The organism is Streptomyces mabaensis (genome assembly GCF_053763515.1).
The window spans coordinates 64,207-81,434 of the sequence record NZ_JBSOPZ010000012.1; the positions used below are offsets into that span (position 1 = coordinate 64,207).

19 protein-coding genes are annotated in these 17,228 nt (G+C 71.1%); 10 read left to right on the forward strand and 9 right to left on the reverse strand.

The window, feature by feature from the left end; translation table 11 throughout:
- Nucleotides 1–52: 52 nt before the first annotated feature.
- Nucleotides 53–781: a class I SAM-dependent methyltransferase gene (locus tag ACWV17_RS13005; RefSeq protein ID WP_455354809.1), complete on the reverse strand. Its 729-nt coding sequence runs from the start codon at nucleotides 779–781 to the stop codon at nucleotides 53–55.
- A 161-nt stretch (nucleotides 782–942) separates the two neighbouring features.
- Here ACWV17_RS13005 and ACWV17_RS13010 point away from each other — a divergent pair, with 161 nt between their 5' ends.
- A complete protein-coding gene (locus tag ACWV17_RS13010; RefSeq protein ID WP_455359797.1) occupies nucleotides 943–2,166 on the forward strand; it encodes a phospholipase D-like domain-containing protein in 1,224 nt (407 codons plus the stop codon).
- 42 nt (nucleotides 2,167–2,208) lie between these two features.
- Here the strand turns inward: ACWV17_RS13010 and ACWV17_RS13015 are convergent, their stop codons facing one another.
- Nucleotides 2,209–2,799 carry a TetR/AcrR family transcriptional regulator gene (locus ACWV17_RS13015; RefSeq protein ID WP_455359798.1) on the reverse strand — a complete coding sequence of 197 codons (591 nt, stop codon included), beginning with the start codon at nucleotides 2,797–2,799 and terminating at the stop codon, nucleotides 2,209–2,211.
- Between the two features lie 195 nt (nucleotides 2,800–2,994).
- Here ACWV17_RS13015 and ACWV17_RS13020 point away from each other — a divergent pair, with 195 nt between their 5' ends.
- A complete protein-coding gene (locus ACWV17_RS13020) occupies nucleotides 2,995–4,374 on the forward strand; it encodes an FAD-dependent oxidoreductase (protein ID WP_455359799.1) in 1,380 nt (459 codons plus the stop codon).
- Between the two features lie 333 nt (nucleotides 4,375–4,707).
- On the forward strand, nucleotides 4,708–5,715 hold the full coding sequence (locus tag ACWV17_RS13025; protein ID WP_455359800.1) for a trypsin-like serine peptidase: 1,008 nt from the start codon (nucleotides 4,708–4,710) through the stop codon (nucleotides 5,713–5,715).
- 10 nt (nucleotides 5,716–5,725) lie between these two features.
- On the opposite strand, the gene ACWV17_RS13030 is transcribed toward ACWV17_RS13025, so the two are convergent.
- Both ACWV17_RS13030 and ACWV17_RS13035 read right to left on the reverse strand, forming a co-directional pair.
- Nucleotides 5,726–6,349 (reverse strand): helix-turn-helix transcriptional regulator, encoded by a 624-nt coding sequence (locus ACWV17_RS13030; RefSeq protein WP_455359801.1) that lies wholly within the window; start codon nucleotides 6,347–6,349, stop codon nucleotides 5,726–5,728.
- Nucleotides 6,346–7,557, reverse strand: a complete 1,212-nt coding sequence (locus ACWV17_RS13035) for a threonine synthase (RefSeq protein ID WP_455359802.1) — start codon at nucleotides 7,555–7,557, stop codon at nucleotides 6,346–6,348. The genes ACWV17_RS13030 and ACWV17_RS13035 overlap by 4 nt, the downstream gene beginning before the upstream one ends.
- Nucleotides 7,558–8,197: 640 nt before the next feature.
- On the opposite strand from ACWV17_RS13035, the gene ACWV17_RS13040 reads away from it, so the two are divergent.
- Complete coding sequence (locus ACWV17_RS13040; protein WP_455359889.1) at nucleotides 8,198–9,100, forward strand: S1 family peptidase; 903 nt, start codon at nucleotides 8,198–8,200, stop codon at nucleotides 9,098–9,100.
- Nucleotides 9,101–9,175: 75 nt separating this feature from the next.
- Here the strand turns inward: ACWV17_RS13040 and ACWV17_RS13045 are convergent, their stop codons facing one another.
- From ACWV17_RS13045 to ACWV17_RS13065, 5 genes are all read right to left on the reverse strand, one after another.
- On the reverse strand, nucleotides 9,176–9,421 hold the full coding sequence (locus ACWV17_RS13045; protein WP_455359803.1) for a DUF5133 domain-containing protein: 246 nt from the start codon (nucleotides 9,419–9,421) through the stop codon (nucleotides 9,176–9,178).
- 118 nt (nucleotides 9,422–9,539) lie between these two features.
- Complete coding sequence (locus ACWV17_RS13050) at nucleotides 9,540–9,836, reverse strand: YkvA family protein (RefSeq protein ID WP_455354818.1); 297 nt, start codon at nucleotides 9,834–9,836, stop codon at nucleotides 9,540–9,542.
- A gap of 105 nt (nucleotides 9,837–9,941) precedes the next feature.
- Nucleotides 9,942–10,478 carry a GNAT family N-acetyltransferase gene (locus tag ACWV17_RS13055; RefSeq protein WP_455359804.1) on the reverse strand — a complete coding sequence of 179 codons (537 nt, stop codon included), beginning with the start codon at nucleotides 10,476–10,478 and terminating at the stop codon, nucleotides 9,942–9,944.
- A 10-nt stretch (nucleotides 10,479–10,488) separates the two neighbouring features.
- A complete protein-coding gene (locus ACWV17_RS13060) occupies nucleotides 10,489–11,280 on the reverse strand; it encodes a GNAT family N-acetyltransferase (RefSeq protein WP_455359805.1) in 792 nt (263 codons plus the stop codon).
- Between the two features lie 54 nt (nucleotides 11,281–11,334).
- Nucleotides 11,335–11,529, reverse strand: a complete 195-nt coding sequence (locus tag ACWV17_RS13065; RefSeq protein WP_455359806.1) for a hypothetical protein — start codon at nucleotides 11,527–11,529, stop codon at nucleotides 11,335–11,337.
- A gap of 146 nt (nucleotides 11,530–11,675) precedes the next feature.
- Here ACWV17_RS13065 and ACWV17_RS13070 point away from each other — a divergent pair, with 146 nt between their 5' ends.
- The 6 genes from ACWV17_RS13070 (at nucleotide 11,676) to ACWV17_RS13095 (ending at nucleotide 17,224) form a co-directional block, all read left to right on the forward strand.
- Nucleotides 11,676–12,074, forward strand: coding sequence for a hypothetical protein (locus ACWV17_RS13070; RefSeq protein ID WP_455359807.1), 399 nt, complete (start codon nucleotides 11,676–11,678; stop codon nucleotides 12,072–12,074).
- Nucleotides 12,075–12,170: 96 nt separating this feature from the next.
- Nucleotides 12,171–12,398, forward strand: coding sequence for a hypothetical protein (locus ACWV17_RS13075; RefSeq protein WP_455359808.1), 228 nt, complete (start codon nucleotides 12,171–12,173; stop codon nucleotides 12,396–12,398).
- Nucleotides 12,399–12,453: 55 nt separating this feature from the next.
- A complete protein-coding gene (locus ACWV17_RS13080) occupies nucleotides 12,454–12,987 on the forward strand; it encodes a DUF6584 family protein (protein WP_455359809.1) in 534 nt (177 codons plus the stop codon).
- Nucleotides 12,988–13,224: 237 nt separating this feature from the next.
- Complete coding sequence (locus tag ACWV17_RS13085; RefSeq protein WP_455359810.1) at nucleotides 13,225–15,675, forward strand: SpoIIE family protein phosphatase; 2,451 nt, start codon at nucleotides 13,225–13,227, stop codon at nucleotides 15,673–15,675.
- Nucleotides 15,676–15,969: 294 nt separating this feature from the next.
- Nucleotides 15,970–16,470 carry an XRE family transcriptional regulator gene (locus ACWV17_RS13090; protein WP_455359811.1) on the forward strand — a complete coding sequence of 167 codons (501 nt, stop codon included), beginning with the start codon at nucleotides 15,970–15,972 and terminating at the stop codon, nucleotides 16,468–16,470.
- A 139-nt stretch (nucleotides 16,471–16,609) separates the two neighbouring features.
- On the forward strand, nucleotides 16,610–17,224 hold the full coding sequence (locus ACWV17_RS13095) for a hypothetical protein (RefSeq protein WP_455354827.1): 615 nt from the start codon (nucleotides 16,610–16,612) through the stop codon (nucleotides 17,222–17,224).
- The last annotated feature ends 4 nt before the right edge of the window (nucleotides 17,225–17,228 follow it).

Genomic DNA, 17,228 nt, shown 5'->3' on the forward strand with positions numbered 1-17,228 from the left:
GCGCATTTCGCATGCGTGGGGGGTGGGGTCCGGTTCAGGGCTCCGCCCCCGGTCAGGTGCGCCGCGCCACCACGAGGCGGCAGCGCGGGCTGCCGTCCTGACGAATCCCGAACTCCGTCAGGGGGCGGAACTCGACCGCGAACCCGGCGTCCGCCAGCTCGGCCAGCACCTCCGGGAGCCGGAAGGTGCGGTAGTACATGACGAACGTCGGGCGCCACAGCGCATTGCGCACGCGCATCGCCGTATCGAACCCCAACTGCGCCCAGTAGACCAGGGAGCCGGACCGGGGCGGCGCTGCCACGGGGAAGACAAACAGCCCACCGGGCCGGAGCGACGCGTACACCTGGGCGAAGAGCGCGGGCCGCTGCTCCGGCAGGAAGTGGCCGAACGCGCCCAGGCTCAGCGCCAGATCGAAGGCGGGTGCGAAGGGGAGGGCGCGGGCGTCGGCCCGTACCCAGTCCACCACGGGCGCACCGGCGGCCTCCGGCAGCGCGGCCCGGCCCGCCGCGAGCATGCCCGCGCTGAAATCGACGCCGGTGACCCGCTTCCGGCACACCTGCCGCAGCACTCGCATACCGGCGCCCGTACCGCAGCAGACATCGAGCCCCGTGTCGAACGGCCCCAGCGGCCGGAGAGCGCCCACCACCGCGTCCAGCACGGAGTCCGGGGTCCGGAACGGCGTCTGGTCGAACTTCGGAGCGAGCAGATCGTAGCCGCGCTCGATCGAGGAGAGCGCCTGCACGGCCAGTTCGCGGAGGGTGGGACCCGTGGGGGTGAACATCGCGGCCAGTGTAGGTGCTGTCCGGGCGCGGCCGCCGCCCGGTGGGCTGTCGGTGCCGGGGGCATAGGATCCCCGTCGATGGCTGGTGGTGTCCGGTCGCACGCGGGGCAGGAGGACACCGGCAGTGGAGCCGGTTCCCCCGCCCCGACCTAGGTGACGAGATGACAAGCACGCACAATCCACCCGCCGCGACTACCCAGGCGCCCCGCGAGCAGCCTTCCGCGTCGTTCGAGGAGCGCGCGGCGCGCATACGGCGTCGGCTGGAGCGGTTGATCGGCATTGCCGCCACCGAGGGCAATGCCGTGGTTCCGCTGCGCAACGGTGATGAGATCTTCGCCTCGATGCTGGACGGCATCCGCTCCGCCGAGCACACGGTGGACATGATGACGTTCGTGTACTGGCGCGGGGACATAGCCTGCCAGTTCGCCGAGGCACTGGCCGACCGAGCACGGAACGGCGTGCGGGTGAGGCTGCTGCTGGACGGCTTCGGCAGCCGGCTGATCGAGAAGGAGCAGCTGGACGCCATGGAGCGGGCCGGCGTGCAGGTGGCCTGGTTCCGCAAGCCGCTCTATCTGTCCCCGTTCAAACAGAACCACCGCTGCCACCGCAAGGTGCTCGTGGTGGACGAGAGCGTGGCGTTCACCGGCGGCGTCGGCATCGCCGAGGAGTGGTGCGGAAACGCCAGCAACGAGAACGAGTGGCGGGACACCCATGTACGGGTGAGCGGCCCGGCCGTCGACGGGATCGCCGCCGCGTTCGCACAGAACTGGGCCGAGTGCCACGACGAGCTCTTCGACGACCGTGACCGCTTCGTCGGGCACCGTCCGCAGGGCGGCGCGATCGTCCAGGTGGTGCGCGGCTCGGCCAGCTTCGGCTGGCAGGACATGCAGACGCTGATCCGGGTCGTGCTGGAGTCCGCGGAGGAACGGGTGCGGCTGGCCACGGCGTACTTCGCGCCCGACGCGTACTTCATCGAGCTGCTCTGCGCGGCCGCCCGCCGCCGCGTCGAGGTGGAGATCCTCCTGCCGGGGCCGCACACCGACAAGCGGGTCTGCCAGCTGGCCGGCCAGCACTACTACGAAGACCTCACGGCCTGCGGCGTGAAGATCTTCCAGTACCAGCCGACCATGATGCACGCCAAGGTCATCACCATGGACCGGACGGCGGCGCTGATCGGCTCGACCAACTTCAACCGCCGCTCCCTCGACCACGACGAAGAGGTCATGCTCGCGGTCCTGGACGAGGAGTTCACCGCCGTCCTGGACCGCCACTTCGAAGAGGACCTCGCGGTGAGCGAGCGGATCGTCGAGGGGCGCTGGAAGCGGCGCTCGGTCGCCCAGCGGGCGCGCGAGGCCGCCGTCGTGCCGATCCGCCGGTTCCTGTGACCGTTCCGGACTCGGTCCCGCTCCCGGGAGCGGGACCGGTGCTCAGGGTGCGTCGGGCGCGTTCGTGGGCAGCAGGCGCTCCACCATGGTCGCGATCAGGTCGTCGACCGGATACGGGCCCAGCAGACCGGGCGCGGTGAGGTCGTCCACGATCAGGCCGAGCATGGCGAGGTAGAGCAGCGCGACACCGGTGCGGTCGCCGGGCAGGCCGGCGTCCAGGTGGAAGCGGATGTTGCCCTCCAGTTGCTCGCCGAGGAACCGGGTCAGTTCGGTTCGCAGTTCGGGCCGCCGGGTGGCTTCTAGCCGCAGCTCCAGCATGGCCAGGTGCGTACTGCGTTCCCGGCGCATACGGTCCACGAGCTGCCCCAGCAGCGTCGCCGTCATCTCCCGGGAGGGGGGGGCCTGCATGGTGCCGGCGAGCTCGGTCTCGTCCGGGGTCAGGCGCTCGCCGGTGCGGTGCATGACCTGGGCCAGCAGTGCGGCGCGGTTGGCGAAGTAGTTGGACGTCGTGCCGGTGGGCACCCCCGCCTCGGCGTCGACGGCGCGCAGCGTCAGGCCCCGTGAGCCCTCGCGGGCGAGGACTTCGATGGCCGCGTCGAGCAGCGCGGTGCGCCGGGCCGGGTTCTGTCGCACGAGGGCCTCTCCCCACCATGGCATGCGGTCGGACAGCTAAACACTGCAGGCAGAGTACATCAGCTGCAAGCACACCCTAGCAATGCTTGGACTTCCCATAAACGACGCTTATGGGTTCATAGGCCAGAGACGGCTACCGCACGCGTACCACCGGGGCGAGGGTGACGTACGAGACCAGTCGAAGGGAACCTTTCCATGCCCCGACCCCTGAGGGTCGCGATCGTCGGAGCCGGCCCTGCCGGGATCTACGCCGCCGACGCGCTGCTGAAGTCCGAAGCCGCCGCCGACCCCGGCGTGTCCATCGACCTGTTCGAGCGGATGCCCGCCCCGTTCGGCCTGATCCGCTACGGCGTCGCGCCGGACCACCCGCGCATCAAGGGCATCGTCACGGCACTCCACCAGGTCCTCGACAAGCCGCAGATACGCCTGTTCGGAAACGTCGACTATCCGAACGACATCAGCCTCGACGATCTCCACGAGTTCTACGACGCGGTCATCTTCTCGACCGGCGCCGACGCCGACCGGGCTCTCGACATCCCCGGTATCGGCCTCGAAGGCTCCTTCGGCGCCGCCGACTTCGTGTCCTGGTACGACGGCCACCCCGACGTGCCCCGCAGCTGGCCGCTGCACGCGAAGAAGGTGGCCGTCCTCGGGGTCGGGAACGTCGCCCTGGACGTGGCCCGCATCCTCGCGAAGACCGCCGACGAGCTGCTCCCCACCGAGATTCCGCCGAACGTCCACCAGGGACTCGCCGCCAACCAGGCCATGGAAGTCCATGTGTTCGGCCGGCGCGGCCCCGCCCAGGCCAAGTTCAGCCCGATGGAGCTGCGCGAGCTCGACCACTCCCCCACCATCGAAGTCATCGTCGACCCCGAGGACATCGACTACGACGAGGGCAGCACGGCCACGCGACGCGCGAACAAGCAGGCCCACATGGTCGCCTCGACCCTGGAGAACTGGGCGATCCGGGACCCGGGCGACCGGCCGCACAAGCTCTTCCTGCACTTCTTCGAGTCCCCGACCGAGATTCTCGGCGAGGACGGCCGGGTCACCGGACTGCGCACCGAGCGCACCCGGCTCGACGGCACCGGCAATGTCACCGGCACGGGCGAGCTGCGCACCTGGGACGTACAGGCCGTCTACCGGGCCGTCGGCTATCTCTCCTCCGAGCTGGCCAAGCTGCCCTTCGACTTCCTGACCGGAACCGTCCCGCACGAGGCCGGGCGCGTGATCGAGAACGGCGAGCACCTCCCGTCCACGTACGTGACGGGCTGGATCAAGCGCGGTCCGGTCGGGCTCATCGGCCACACCAAGGGCGACGCGAACGAGACCGTCGCGTGCCTGCTCGACGATCACCGGAACGACCGGCTCCACTCGCCCGCCGCGCCGGGCGAGGACGCGGTCGTCGCGTACCTCGACGGCAAGCGTGTGCCCTACACGACGTGGGACGGATGGCACCGCCTGGACGCGGCGGAGCGCGCGCTCGGCGCCGCCGAGGGACGCGAGCGGGTCAAGATCGTCGACCGGGAGGCGATGCTCGAAGCGAGCACGGACCCCGCCACCGGCCGCGCCTGACGGGCCGAGACACGGGGCCCTGTCCGTCCAGGCGGACAGGGCCTCAGTGATCGGACACCGCGTCAGCAGGAACGCGCTGTCCGCGCAGGCGGGGCACGGGGTTCGTCAACTCCCGGTGGTTTACGTCCCGTTGCGCAGATGCCGCTGTGCCCGCTACCGGCGGCAGTGGCGGCGCATTTCTTTGATGCGCTCCTGACAATCACGCCCATTCGTGTCACTCTGCCTCTCGCACTTCGAATCCGCACCCCTCGTCTGCCCGGACCGCTCACACCCCGGTCCGGCCCCCACACGGACCGCGCGGAACCCCGCGGGTCCCTGGCAGAAGGAGTACGCGTGAGGCGTCCCCGTCCCACCGCCGCCGCCGGCACACTGCTCGCCGCGGCCGCTCTGCTCGCCACCGGAGTTCAGGCCACCGCGGCCGGCGCCACCCCGGCGCCGGCGCCCCCGTCACCGGTGGCCGGCCCCGCCGCGGCGACCTCGGCAGCCGCCCAGCAGAAGGTCAGCGGTTTCTGGACCGCCGAGCGCATGCGCCAGGCGACACCGCTGGACCAGATCGCCGTCCGTCCCGGTGCGCTTCAGGAGCCGAGAGCAGCCGGCGCACCCACCACCGTCGCGCCCACCAGCCCGTCGGCGGGGGCCACGTCGACCGGTATCAAGGCCTTCCCCCAGGCCGGCGGGCCCTGGACCGGTGGCGGCGCGGTCGTGAAGACCTCCGGCCGGGTGTTCTTCACCTTCCAGGGCCGCACGGCATCGTGTTCCGGCAATGCCGTGACCAGTCAGAACGCGAGTACGGTGATCACCGCCGGGCACTGTGTGAAGTACCAGGGCAGCTGGCACACCAACTGGGTGTTCGTCCCCGCCTACGACAACGGCCAGGCCCCGTACGGCACATGGACCGCGTCCAAGACGCTGGCCACCCCGCAGTGGGCCGCCAGTGAGGACATCAACTACGACATCGGCGCTGCCGTGGTGAACCCGCTGAACGGCCAGAAGCTGACCCAGGTCGTCGGAGCGCAGGGGCTGCAGTTCAACGGCGGCTACAACAAGGCCATGTACGCCTTCGGCTTCCCGGCGGCCTCCCCGTACGACGGCTCCAAGCTCATCCACTGCAGCGGGAACTCCTCGAAGGACTTCCTGTTCTCCAAGGACCACAGCCTGGGCTGCAACATGACGGGCGGATCCAGCGGCGGTCCCTGGTTCGTCTCGTTCAACGAGTCCACCGGGGTGGGTCTGCAGGTCTCGGTGAACAGCTTCGGCTACACCTTCCTGCCCAACAGGATGTTCGGTCCGTACTTCGGCAACGAGGCGAAGGCGCTCCACGACCAGGCACAGACGTCCTGAGACGCGGCGGTCAGCGCAGGTAGTTGTAGACCGTCGCCCGGGAGATGCCCAGGATCTCGGTGAGCGCCTGTACGGAGTGCTTCACCTGGAGGAAACCCCGCGCCTTGAGGGACCGTACGAGCTCCTTCCTGGCGGCCGGGGTGAGCCCGCGCGGCGTCTGCGCGCGGGCTGCCGCGAACTCCTCGACCACCGCGCCGAGTTGCTCGATGGTGCGGGCCCGGAGCGTCTCGGCGAGCGGCTGCGCCTGCTCGTCGGTCCTGATCAGGTTGTCCAGGCTCTTCGACACACTGGCGAACAGCGACACGTCCAGGTTGAGGCAGAGCGCGGCCACATAGGTCCCTGCGCTGTTCTTGATGCCGATGGACGTGCTCTTGGCCGGGCGGCCGTCCGGGAAGCGGTTGGGGTAGTTCTGGATGACGCCGGGGTAGCCGGGGTCCTGGATACGGGCGAGGCCGAGCTCGGTGGCGGCCTCGCCCACCGCGCGCCCGGAGAGGTTGTTCTCGATCGCCCGGACGGCGTGCCGGGGGTCGCGCAGGTCGTGCAGTACGACCTCGCACAGCCCCGGGAACATCCGGCCGAGAGCGACGGCGATCTTATCGGCTTCCCGCAGCAGCAGCTCGTCCTCGGCGCTCATCCGGCACCGCCCGGCGCCCGGTCGGGGCCTGCCGGACCTTCGGTGCCTCCGGGGCCTTCCGGAGTGAACAGGCGGTTCATCGTGGTGGCGGCCTTCAGGCCCGAACCGGTCAGCAGAACCACCGTGGTCTGTCCCGGCTCGATCGCGCCCCGGGCCCGGAAGACCTCGATCGCCGCGGCAGCGGTCGCGCTGGTGGGCTCCGCGTACAGCCCCATCCCGGCCAGCCGGCGGACTGCGGACTCGATACCGGCCTCGGGGACGGCCGCCATGTCTCCGCCCGACCGCCGGATCGCTCTCAGCACCTCGGGGAGCCGGACGGGCTGCCGGATGGCCGCGCCCTCGGCGATGGTCGGTGCGTACTCGACCGGGACGAGCGTGTCCGATCCGGCGTGGAAGCTCGCGTGCAGGGGCGCGCAGTTGGCCGGCTGGGCGACGAGCAGCCGGGGCCTGCGCGCGATCGCCCCCGCGGCCAGCAGTTCCGAGAAACCGAGGTCGCAGCCCAGTACGGTGCTGCCGGCGCCGGCGACGGTCACGATGTTGTCGGGAGCGGTGAAGCCGAGGTCCTCCCACAGTTCGTACGCGAGTGTCTTTGTGCCCTGCAGGAAGAACGGATGCCAGTTGTGGCCGGCGTAGTACGTGTGGGCGGCCCGTCGCATCGCCTCGGCCGCGGTGGCTTCCCGGCCGCCCGGTACGAGTACGACGTCGGCGCCGTACGCCCTGCTCTGCAGGACCTTCGCCGGCGATGTCGACTCGGGCGCGAGGATCCTGGCCCGGATACCGGCCGCGGCGCAGTACGCCGACACGGAGGCTCCGCCGTTGCCGGAGCTGTCCTCGATCACCTCCGTGACACCCCGCTGTGCGAGCAGGGAGATCATCACGCTGGTGCCGCGGTCCTTGAAGCTGCCGGTCGGGCTGAACCACTCGAGCTTGAACCCGACCTGCTCGCCGTCCCAGGACCTCTCGACCAACGGCGTACAGCCCTCGCCCAGTGAGACGGGGTGCGGGATGTCCGTGGGCAGGGCCCCCCGGTAGCGCCACAGCGAGCGGGTGCCGGTGTCCACGTCGGCGCGGGTGATGCCGGGCAGCGGCCCGACGGTCAGGGGCGCGCCGTCGTCGCCGCGCCAGCGCAGCCCGTCGAGCGGATAGGTCCTGCCGGACCGTTCGTCCAGATAACAGGGCTCAGCGGAGGGTCCCGGCCATGCGTTCATGTTGGCCACGGTGTCTAAAGTTGCACTTTCTGTCAACCTCGGGTTGGTATCCGACACGGCGCGAGAACCGCGAGTCGAATTCCGGACAGCGGTGTCCGGCGGGCGAACGGTGGCGATTGACGCATAACGGTGTCCGTCGGCGCCCGGGCCAACGGCCCCGACCGGCGGGCCCCCGGTCTCGCCGGCCGGCCGGGCGCGTGTGCACCAGCCACCGCGCACGCACCAGAACCGCGCATGTCCGTTGCGGGCCGCGGCGGGTGACACAGCGCCGGATCACAGGAACGCTCAGCAGCGGAAACGGGAAATGGCGTTCCAGTTAAGGGAGTCGGGCGCCTCCCCCAACTCACGCGGACCTTCCGCCACTTGTCTCACCCTTCCGTGCTCCAGCAAACGAGCACCGGGCCTCGCCTCGGTCCTCCGGGACGCGGCCCGGACTCCCGCCGCGGAGGCCGACGGGCCCGGCTCGCAGGCCCTCGACTCGACGCGCGTAGAGCGTCCGAAAGCCGATCTTGCCGTACATCGAACCGGAGTTGAGTATTCCTACCGGCAAGGTTTGTCAGGGTCATGACGTCACTGCCAGGCGTCGCGTCCCGGCCGCCGCGCCGCCGGACCCGCCCACCCAGCGGGCCCCGCCCCCCCCATCGGAGGATGTAGTGAACATCAAGCGCTTCCCCCCCTGCTCGCCGTCGCGACGAGCCTTCTGGCCGTCTCGGCGCTGGCCGCCCCCACCGCTGTCGCGGAGACCCCCGACAACACCCGGGCGACCGCCGCGCAGCTCGCCCGGACGAGCGAGGCCGTGCTCGACGCGGATGTCCCCGGCACCGCGTGGTACGCGGACAAGGCGACGGGCAAGCTTGTCGTCACGGTGGACGAGACGGTCTCCGCGGCCGAACTGGCCGAGCTCAGAAAGGCCGCCGGCGACCGGGCCGGCGCACTCGACATCCGGCGCACGCCCGGCACGTTCAACAAGCTCATCGCGGGCGGCCAGGCCATCTACGCCGGCGGCGGCCGCTGCTCGCTCGGCTTCAACGTCCGCAGCGGCAGTACGTACTACGCCCTGACGGCGGGCCACTGCACCAACATCGGCAGCACCTGGTACACCAACTCGTCCCAGACCACGCTCCTGGGGTCGAGGGCGGGATCCAGCTTCCCCAACAACGACTACGGCATCATCCGGCACTCCAACGCCTCGGCCGCCGACGGCAGGGTCTATCTGTACAACGGCTCCTACCGCGACATCACGAGCGCCGGCAACGCCTACGTCGGACAGTCCGTGCAGCGCAGCGGCAGCACCACCGGCCTGCGCGGCGGGAGCGTGACCGGCCTCAACGCGACCGTCAACTACGGCGGCGGGGACGTCGTCTACGGCATGATCCAGACCAATGTCTGCGCCGAGCCCGGCGACAGCGGCGGCGCGCTGTTCTCCGGCAGCACCGCTCTGGGTCTGACCTCCGGCGGCAGCGGCAACTGCTCCTCCGGCGGCACCACGTTCTTCCAGCCGGTCACCGAGGCGTTGAGCGCGTACGGCGTGAGTGTCTTCTGAAGCTGACGTGCTGAACAGGCCGGTGGGTCCGCGGGGCGGCGGACCCGCCGGTCTCGCGCGTGGCCGGCCGGCCGTTCAGACGACCCGCTCCGGTGCGCCGCCGAGCAGCGAGTCGTCGCCCGTCCGGGCGCCGGGAAGCCGGTAACGGGCGGCGATCAGCGCGGCACTGACGTCGCTCGTCCCGGTCGCCACACAGAGCAGGTAGGCGACGTCCTGGAACTCCCGCCGACTCGCAGGGGTTCCGGCGTCCGCGTGCAGCTCGGCGAGGGACTGGTAGCGCTGGACGAGGTTCCTCAGGATGACGGGGTGGGCCAACAGCACGGTGGGACTCCTCACTTCGGCGGGCAGGCCGGTCGCTCCCACCCGGCTGCCCCGTGCGCGCGCTTCCATGCCCGGCCGGCTGAGCGCGCGTCGGCTGCGCCCGCGTCGTCGGTGGGCGTCACCGAAGCGCGGACGGTGAGGCGCCTTCCCGGTCCGCCGTCGCGTGCAGCGACCTCAGGGCCAGCAGCAGGACGCCGATGTCGTCGAGGAAGACCGGGTCCGGCAGCAGGTCGACCGGGAGCACCACGTAGGCCAGCGCACCCCAGAACGCCCAGCGGCTTCCGGCGGGCACGCCGGCCCGGCGCAGCTCACCGCGTGCCCGTACCAGCCGGACGACCAGGGCGATGACGAATCCGAGCGTGACGGCGGCCAGGACCACCAGGAGCACGACGACGACCTGGAGTTCGGTACTCATGGGCGCTCCCCGTTCGGCCGGCACGTGCGGTCTGCTCTGCTCGGGTACCCGGTCACGGCCCGGGGTATCGCGGTTCCCGGCCACAACACCCGTACGTGCGACTGCTCACGGCAGCGGGCCGCCCACCGGAAGGATGAGTTCCGGCCGGTCCCCCATCACCGCGGGCGGATTCGCGGCCACCGTGCCGGCCGGGACGGCGCCCACGCTGCGGTAGAAGCCCTCGGCGGGCGGGTGGGAGACGATCCGGACGCTCGTGAGCCCGGCGCGGCGCGCCTCGGTCGTCAGGTGCGCGATGAGGCGGCGGCCGATACCGAGCCCCTGGGCGGCATCGGCGACGAACATCAGGTCGAGCTCGGGCGGGGTGAGGACGAGCGCGTAGAAACCGAGCACCAGGCCGTCGGAGCCGACGGCCACGAAGACCTGGTGGGTCTCGATGTAGTCGGGCCCGACCCGGTACCCGGCGACCATCGGGGCGTACGCCCCCTCGTACGCGCCGGAGGTCCGCACCAGCCGGGTGAGCCGCTTGGCATCCCCCGCGACAGCCCGCCGGATGACAGGCGCCCCACCGGGCGACCCACCGCGCGACCCACCGCGCGACCCACCGCGCCCGCCCGCAGTCCCGCTTGTAATCGCCGAAGTCATACAACGAGTATTACCGATCCGCGCCGGACCGGTAGCGGTAGGGGGTGGTGACACCCAGCGGTACGAATCCGAGCCGGCGCAGAATCGGACGGCTCCGGCTGGAGGCATCGACCTGGAGGTACGGGTAGCCGCGGTCGGCGGCGATGCGGGCCCGGTGGGCAACCAGGGCCCGGTAGACACCCCTGCCCCGCCAGGAGGGCACGGTGCCGCCGCCCCAGAGGCCGGCGAAGTCGGTACCCGGGTGCAGTTCCATACGCGCGGCGCAGACCGGCAGGCCGTCGGCCATCGCCACGGTCATGCTGACGGTTTGCGGACTGCCGGCCAGTTGCGCGCGCAGCCTGTTCCGCAGCCCGGAGCTGCTCGTACCGAAGGCCTGCTCGTGCACGTCCGCCACGAGATCGACATCGGCCGGACCGGTCACCGGACGGAGGCGGACACCCTCGGGCAGCTCGGCAGCCATCGGCAGGTCACTGATCTCGGCGACCATCAGGGTCTCCTCCTCCTCGGGCGTGAATCCGGCCGCCAGCAGCCGGCCGGCCAGGTCGCCGGGCCGGTCGTGGGCATAGAGCTTCCATTCGAACGCGCGTCCCAGCGAGGTGAAGTACCGCACCTGCTCCGAGATCGCCGCGTCCGCCGTGGCCCGGTCCAGATCCGACCAGAGGACGCCATTCCAGCCGTCCGCGTCGGCGCCGACCTGGCGGACGAGGCCGCCGGCCCGCTCGACCCGTGCCCCCGGGGCATCGGGCCGAGCGTCCCGCCGCATCTGCCGGTCGAACAGGGCGAGTACCTTGTCGTGATCCATCCGGCCAGTGGAGCAGCGGAGGGGGCACGCGCCAACCGGTTTTCCGGGTGCTACCTACGGCTTCGTGCCGAGGAGCTTTCCCGTCCGGGCCAGGGTGTTCGCGATGTCGATCCGGTCGTCCTGCATCACCCCGACCCTTTCGTGCTCCCCGGCGGGGCCCGGCTCGGCGTGCGCCTGGGCAGCGACGCCCAGCAGGGACGCCGTGGCCAGGGTGCCGGCGGCGACTGCGGTACGGAATGCGGTGCTCATCGGGCGGCTCCGGTGTGAGGTCGGCCGGCGATCCGCCCTGGTGGGCGGTCGCTCCCCGGGACCAACGACGCCGCCCACGCCGTGTGACCCACGAGCGGGGCATCCGAGTGCATGTTCGAACAGGGGTACGATTCCAGGGTGACGACGTGCGATTCTCCCTGCCCAGGCCGGCCGTACGCCCTGCGCCTCCGGCACCGGGCGGCGTGAGCGCCATGGGCGAGGAACGGCCGGCGCTCGCGGACGGGGAGGTGCCGTCGGCACCGCCCACTCCCCCGGTAACGATCGTGCTGTACGACGACCAGGAGCTCGTCGGCAGGCTGCACCGGCGCTGGCAGGCGAACACCGGCGCCTGGATGTACCGGGTGTCGGTGACGCTGTGGTCGACCGTACAGCTGGGCGGCAGGGAGGTCTGCGAGCCGGCCGATGTCGAGTTCGACGTCCCCTCCACGCACGTCAGGCCGGTCGACGGGGTCGATTACCGCGAGGTGCCGATGCGCCGGCACCGGGAAGCGGTCATCCGGGCGCGCACCGGCCGCCGAAGCTGAACCGGACTCGTCCGTTCCGGACAACTGCGGCCCTAGGCGCGTTGTCAGACCCGGCAGGGAAGCTGGAGGTCCAGACTCTTCCCGACGGGAGCCAAAATGATCGCCACCACCCATGAAATCGCCGCGGCTCAGGCGTACCTGCGGCTGCTGCGGACCGCTCGTGCGGTGCTCGACGGTCCGGTGACGACCCCGACGTCCATGCGGATACTGGCCGTTCCGGTGGCCGAGGCGGATCAGGCGCTCCGCGACGCCGAGTTGGCGGGCAACGAGCAGGCGTTCTTCGCGCTGGTCGCCGGTCTCTGCGCGGACCCGTCGCCCCGCTGAGGCGTCCGGGTAATTCGGGCGCGCCCGGCAGGCCCTCCCCGGCACCATGGACGCCATGCCGAGAGAGTCGACCTTGCGTACCGCTGCCGCCGAAACCGCCGCCGGAGACCTGGCGAGTGTGCTCCGCGCCCGTCAGCGGCTCCTGGGTCTCACGGCCTCGTTTCCGCAGGACCTGGAGGTACGGGAGCAGCTCGCCGCCGTCTGCCGGCTGCTCGGCGAGACGGGTCAGGCCGGGCGCTGGAGCTACCTCGGCGAGCACCGCGACCCGGCCGAGACCGCGGCTTTCGAGCACGCGTTCGCCAATGCCGAGGACCGGATGCGGGCACTGCGCTGGGTCGGCCCCGAGTCGGCCGCGGCCACCCCGGTCGCCGCGGGACGGCTGCGGGAGCTGCGGGAGCTGGCCGAGCGGGAGACCGGCCGGGCCCTGGCGTACGAGCGTCCCCGGCGCGGCAGGCCGGGCGAGGCCGAGTCCGAGGAGAGCGGCTGGGTGGGATTCCTCTTCTTCTCCGGCTGCGCGCTCGTGATGCTGCTGCTGGCCGTCGGGCTGGTGACCGCCGTGCGGTTCCTGGTCACTGCCGTCGTCGGCTGAGCCGGCCCGGGCACGTAAGAGCCCCGGCTGGACGGGGGAACCAGCCGGGGCAGTACAGGGGTGTGGGACGCGGGATTTCGCCTGCGGCTTCCACACTTCGGTGAATGATAAACCGCCCGTACGTGTATTTGTCCAGCCGCCTCACCCATATCCGCCCGCCCCGAAATCGTGGCCGCCGACACAGTTGTGCCGTCAGAGCGGCAGCCTGATCATGAGAGGACGGAGAAGGCAGGTGCCATGCGCCCCGTTTACGCAGCCGAGGACGACCTCCGCGGCCCCCTCGACGTCACGCGAGCGGCCACGGCTGCCCTCGATGCCGACGGCATGGTCATTGGATGGAGCCCGGCGGCCGAAGACCTGCTGGGCTATGCGCCGCGCGAGGTGCTGGGAAACCCCTTCGCCCCTCTCATGGCACCCGAGCCCGGGGATCTCCTCACCGAGGACACGGCCGGCGAGGAGGCGCACCTCCGTCGCGGCGAGTTGTGCATGCGGCGCCGTGACGGGAGCCTCGTGGACCTGGCCGCCGCCATGTTCTCGCTCTCCCGCGCCGGCGGCGGGGCCGCCCGGCTGCTGGTCATGGCCGACGCGGCGGACGTCGAGCGCTGGGAGGCGAAGCAGTCGATGCTGCGCGGGCTCGCCACCGAGTCGCCCCTCGGTCTGGCCATCTACAACCCGGCCCTGCGGGTGGTGTGGGCCAACGCCGCTCTCTACGAGGAGATGGGCACCACCGGATACACGTACATCGGGGTGAGCCCCGACGACATGGTGACGCACGCCGAAGTCCTCTCGGCCGAGTACCCGCAGTCCCTGACGGAGGTCATGAGCCGGGTGCTGGAGACCGGTGAGCCCGTCCTCGACCTCCACTACCGCGGGCGGCCGCCTTTCGACCCCGAGCACGACCACGTGTGGTCGTGCTCCTACTACCGGCTGCAGGACGCCCGGGGGACGGTGCTGGGCGCGTGCGAGGAGACGGTGGACATCACCGCTCGCTATCGCGCCCAGCAGCGGCTGGACCTTCTCGTGGAGGCGGGCGAGCGTCTCGGCACCGCGCTGCGCATGGACCACACCGCCCGGGAGCTCGCCGAGGTGACCGTCCCCCGGTTCGCCGACGTGGTCACGGTGGACCTCTGGGCAGCGGTGCTGGAGGGTGAGCAGCCCCCGCCCGGCCCCGCACAGGCGAGCCCCATGATCCGGGTGTGGGCAGGAGACCGTCCCGGAGGCGAGGTGCTGGATCCGGGCGGGACCTCGCTCGTGAAGGGAGCTCCCGTCAGTTATCCGCCGGACTCCCCCCAGGCGCGTTGCCTCGCGTCCTCGGACCGGCCGGTGCTGGAGCGCCTGGCGAACGACAACGGCGCGGAGGGGGCGGCCCCGATGCGCTCGCTCCTCGTCGTACCGCTGCGCTCCGAAGGCGCGACGCTGGGGCTGGTGACCTTCAGCCGGGACCGGAATCCCGCCCCGTTCGACTCCGAGGAGCTGGACCTGGCCGACGAGCTGGCCGCACGGGCCGCCGTGTGCATCGACAACGCCCGCCGCTTCACCCGTGAGCACACCGCGGCACTCACCCTGCAGCGCAGCCTGCTGCCCCAGACCCTGCCGTATCAGACCGCGGTCGAGGTGGCGTACCGCTACCTGCCCGCCGACAACAAGGCGGGCGTCGGCGGAGACTGGTTCGACGTCATCGCCCTGTCGGGGGCGCGGGTGGGACTCGTCGTGGGGGACGTCGTCGGTCACGGCCTGAGTGCCGCCGCGACCATGGGCCGGCTGCGGACGAGCGTGCGCGTGCTCGCTCAGCTGGACCTCGCCCCGGACGAGCTGCTGTCCCGGCTGGACGACCTGATCGGGCAGACCGCCCACGAACGGGCGGCTCTCGGCCCGGGCGACGGCGAGGCGCCGGAGGAGGACAAGGCACTGGGCGCGTCCTGCCTGTACGCGGTGTACGACCCGGTGACCGGACGGTGCCAGATGGCCCGGGCCGGACACCCCCCTCCACTCGTCGTCGAGCCCGCGACCGGCTCCGTCTCGCTGCCCGACCTCCCGGCCGGCCCGCCCCTGGGCACCGGGGTTCTGCCGTTCGAGAGCGTCGAGCTGGAACTGCCCGAGGGCAGTCTCATCGCACTGTTCACCGACGGCCTGGTGCAGACCCACGAGCGGGACATCACCGACGAGCTGGACCGGCTCGGCGCGCTTCTCACCCGGCACACGCGTCCGCTGGACGAGCTGTGCGACGAGGCGGTGGCGACCCTGCTGCCCGGAACGGTGAGCGACGACGCCGCGCTGCTGCTCGTCCGTACGCGCGTGCTCGGCGGCCATCATGTCGCCGGGTGGGAACTGCCCGCCGACCCGGAGGTGGTCGGCCGGGCCCGGTCCGCGGCCGCCGGACAGGTCGCCGCGTGGGGACTCGAGGAGCTGGTGTTCACCACCGAACTGGTGGTGAGCGAGCTGGTCACCAATGCGATCCGGTACGCGTCGGGGCCGATCCAGGTCCGGCTCATCCGTGACAAGACCCTCATCTGCGAAGTCTCGGACTCGGGGCACACCTCCCCGAATCTGCGGTACGCGGGCAGCGACGACGAAGGCGGCCGGGGCCTCTTCCTCGTCGCGCAGATGACCCAGCAGTGGGGAACCCGCTACACACACGCCGGCAAGACGATCTGGGCCGAACAGACCCTGCCGCCCTCCGGACACTGACCGGCCCTCGCCGGATGTGCAGGCGCCCGGAACACGCAGGTGTTCCGGGCGCCTCCCCCCTCGGCCCGCCCCCCGTGGGCAGCGCGGCGTACGCACCCCCGTGACGTACGCCCCGCCGCCCATCAACTTTATTTTACGGGCCACGAGCAATATGCCGAGCGGCTTCCACATCTGTCAAGCAGACTTTACGGTGAGGGGGTGGGTATCCTCCTTCGTAAACTCCGGGGGAACATGAACTCCGAGGGAACATGGCCGCCGTCGGCGACCCGCAGTGTCGGCCGCAAGGGGGACCGAGTGAACAGGGCGACTCCGGCGAGCCGGCGCACCATCGCGCAGCGGCTCGACCATCTGATCGGCACGATCCACCCCCAGGACCGGGGGCCGCTCAGCTACATGGAGATCGCCGAGGGGATCAAGAAGAAGGCGGGACCGGACGGTCCGACGGTCTCGCACGCCACCATCCAGAAGATCCGCAAGGGCGAGATCGTCGACCCGAAGGTGAGTACCCTCACCGTGATCGCCGGCTTCTTCGGTGTTCCCGTGACGTACTTCTTCGACGACGCCGTGGCCAGCCGGGTCGACGCCAAGCTGGAGAAGATCAAGGAGCGAGTCGAACTGACCCGGGCCCAGCAGGAGTTGGCCGAGGTCCTGGAGAACGGTGATGTACGGGACGTGGCGGTGCGGATGAACGGCCTGTCCGTCGGCAGCCTCCGCGCGATCCGGGGCGTGATCGACCAGGCCCGCAGGCTCGAAGGCCTTCCCGAGTCACCCGGCAGCACGCCGCCCGCGAATTGACCGAAACCCAGCGGTAGTCCGCGAGGACCCGCCTTGAGGAACAGCTGTGCGGTCACCTAGGATCCGGGCTGGGGGGAATTCATTCGCGACAGGCTTCGAGGGGGACGGAGCGGGACCGCGCATCGGCCACGAGGATCGCATGTACAAGACGCGCCGCCGCGCCCGTTGTGAGGCAGTCGCCGCCACTCTCGACATACCACGCCCTTTCGATCTCGACGTCCTCTGCGCCCGTATCGCCGCTCAACGCGGCCGCCCGCTGCGCCTGGTACCCCTGGAGGGCGCTCCGGACGGCAGCATGCCGTGCGGGGTCTGGGTGGCCACCAGCAGCGCGGACCTGATCTTCTACGAGCCGGCGACCAGCGCCCTGCACAAGCTGCAGATCGTGCTGCACGAACTGGCCCACCTGCTTCTCGGACACGGAGCGCCGGACGCGGAGCAGCCCGCGTACGCCGGCCGGCTCCTCGGAGAGAGCGTCTGGACCGGGAGTCCGGGGCCGGACGGCGCCCGTACCGGGAGCGCCGACGCGAACGAGGACGAGGACGAGGACGACGAAATCGACCTGGAGCAGGTGCTGCACATCCTCGGCCGTACCAGCTACAGCGACAGCGAGGAAAAGGACGCCGAACTCCTCGCGACGATTCTCAGCGACCGGGTACTCACCGACGAGGCCCCGACCGTTTCCGGCCAGGCCGCCGGGGTCCTGGACCGGCTGAACGACGCCCTCGGCCATCCCATCCGCAACTCCCGCCCGTGAGCGT

Excerpts from the sequence above, each read along its gene's own strand:
- ACWV17_RS13030 (WP_455359801.1), bottom strand. The coding sequence starts at position 6,349 with ATGAGCGCCGAGGACGAGCTGCTGCTGCGGGAAGCCGATAAGATCGCC.
- ACWV17_RS13075 (WP_455359808.1), top strand. The coding sequence starts at position 12,171 with ATGATCGCCACCACCCATGAAATCGCCGCGGCTCAGGCGTACCTGCGG.
- ACWV17_RS13035 (WP_455359802.1), bottom strand. The coding sequence starts at position 7,557 with ATGAACGCATGGCCGGGACCCTCCGCTGAGCCCTGTTATCTGGACGAA.
- ACWV17_RS13065 (WP_455359806.1), bottom strand. The coding sequence starts at position 11,529 with ATGAGCACCGCATTCCGTACCGCAGTCGCCGCCGGCACCCTGGCCACG.
- ACWV17_RS13005 (WP_455354809.1), bottom strand. The coding sequence starts at position 781 with ATGTTCACCCCCACGGGTCCCACCCTCCGCGAACTGGCCGTGCAGGCG.
- ACWV17_RS13050 (WP_455354818.1), bottom strand. The coding sequence starts at position 9,836 with ATGAGTACCGAACTCCAGGTCGTCGTCGTGCTCCTGGTGGTCCTGGCC.
- ACWV17_RS13010 (WP_455359797.1), top strand. The coding sequence starts at position 943 with ATGACAAGCACGCACAATCCACCCGCCGCGACTACCCAGGCGCCCCGC.
- ACWV17_RS13085 (WP_455359810.1), top strand. The coding sequence starts at position 13,225 with ATGCGCCCCGTTTACGCAGCCGAGGACGACCTCCGCGGCCCCCTCGAC.
- ACWV17_RS13080 (WP_455359809.1), top strand. The coding sequence starts at position 12,454 with ATGCCGAGAGAGTCGACCTTGCGTACCGCTGCCGCCGAAACCGCCGCC.
- ACWV17_RS13055 (WP_455359804.1), bottom strand. The coding sequence starts at position 10,478 with ATGACTTCGGCGATTACAAGCGGGACTGCGGGCGGGCGCGGTGGGTCG.
- ACWV17_RS13060 (WP_455359805.1), bottom strand. The coding sequence starts at position 11,280 with ATGGATCACGACAAGGTACTCGCCCTGTTCGACCGGCAGATGCGGCGG.
- ACWV17_RS13095 (WP_455354827.1), top strand. The coding sequence starts at position 16,610 with ATGTACAAGACGCGCCGCCGCGCCCGTTGTGAGGCAGTCGCCGCCACT.
- ACWV17_RS13020 (WP_455359799.1), top strand. The coding sequence starts at position 2,995 with ATGCCCCGACCCCTGAGGGTCGCGATCGTCGGAGCCGGCCCTGCCGGG.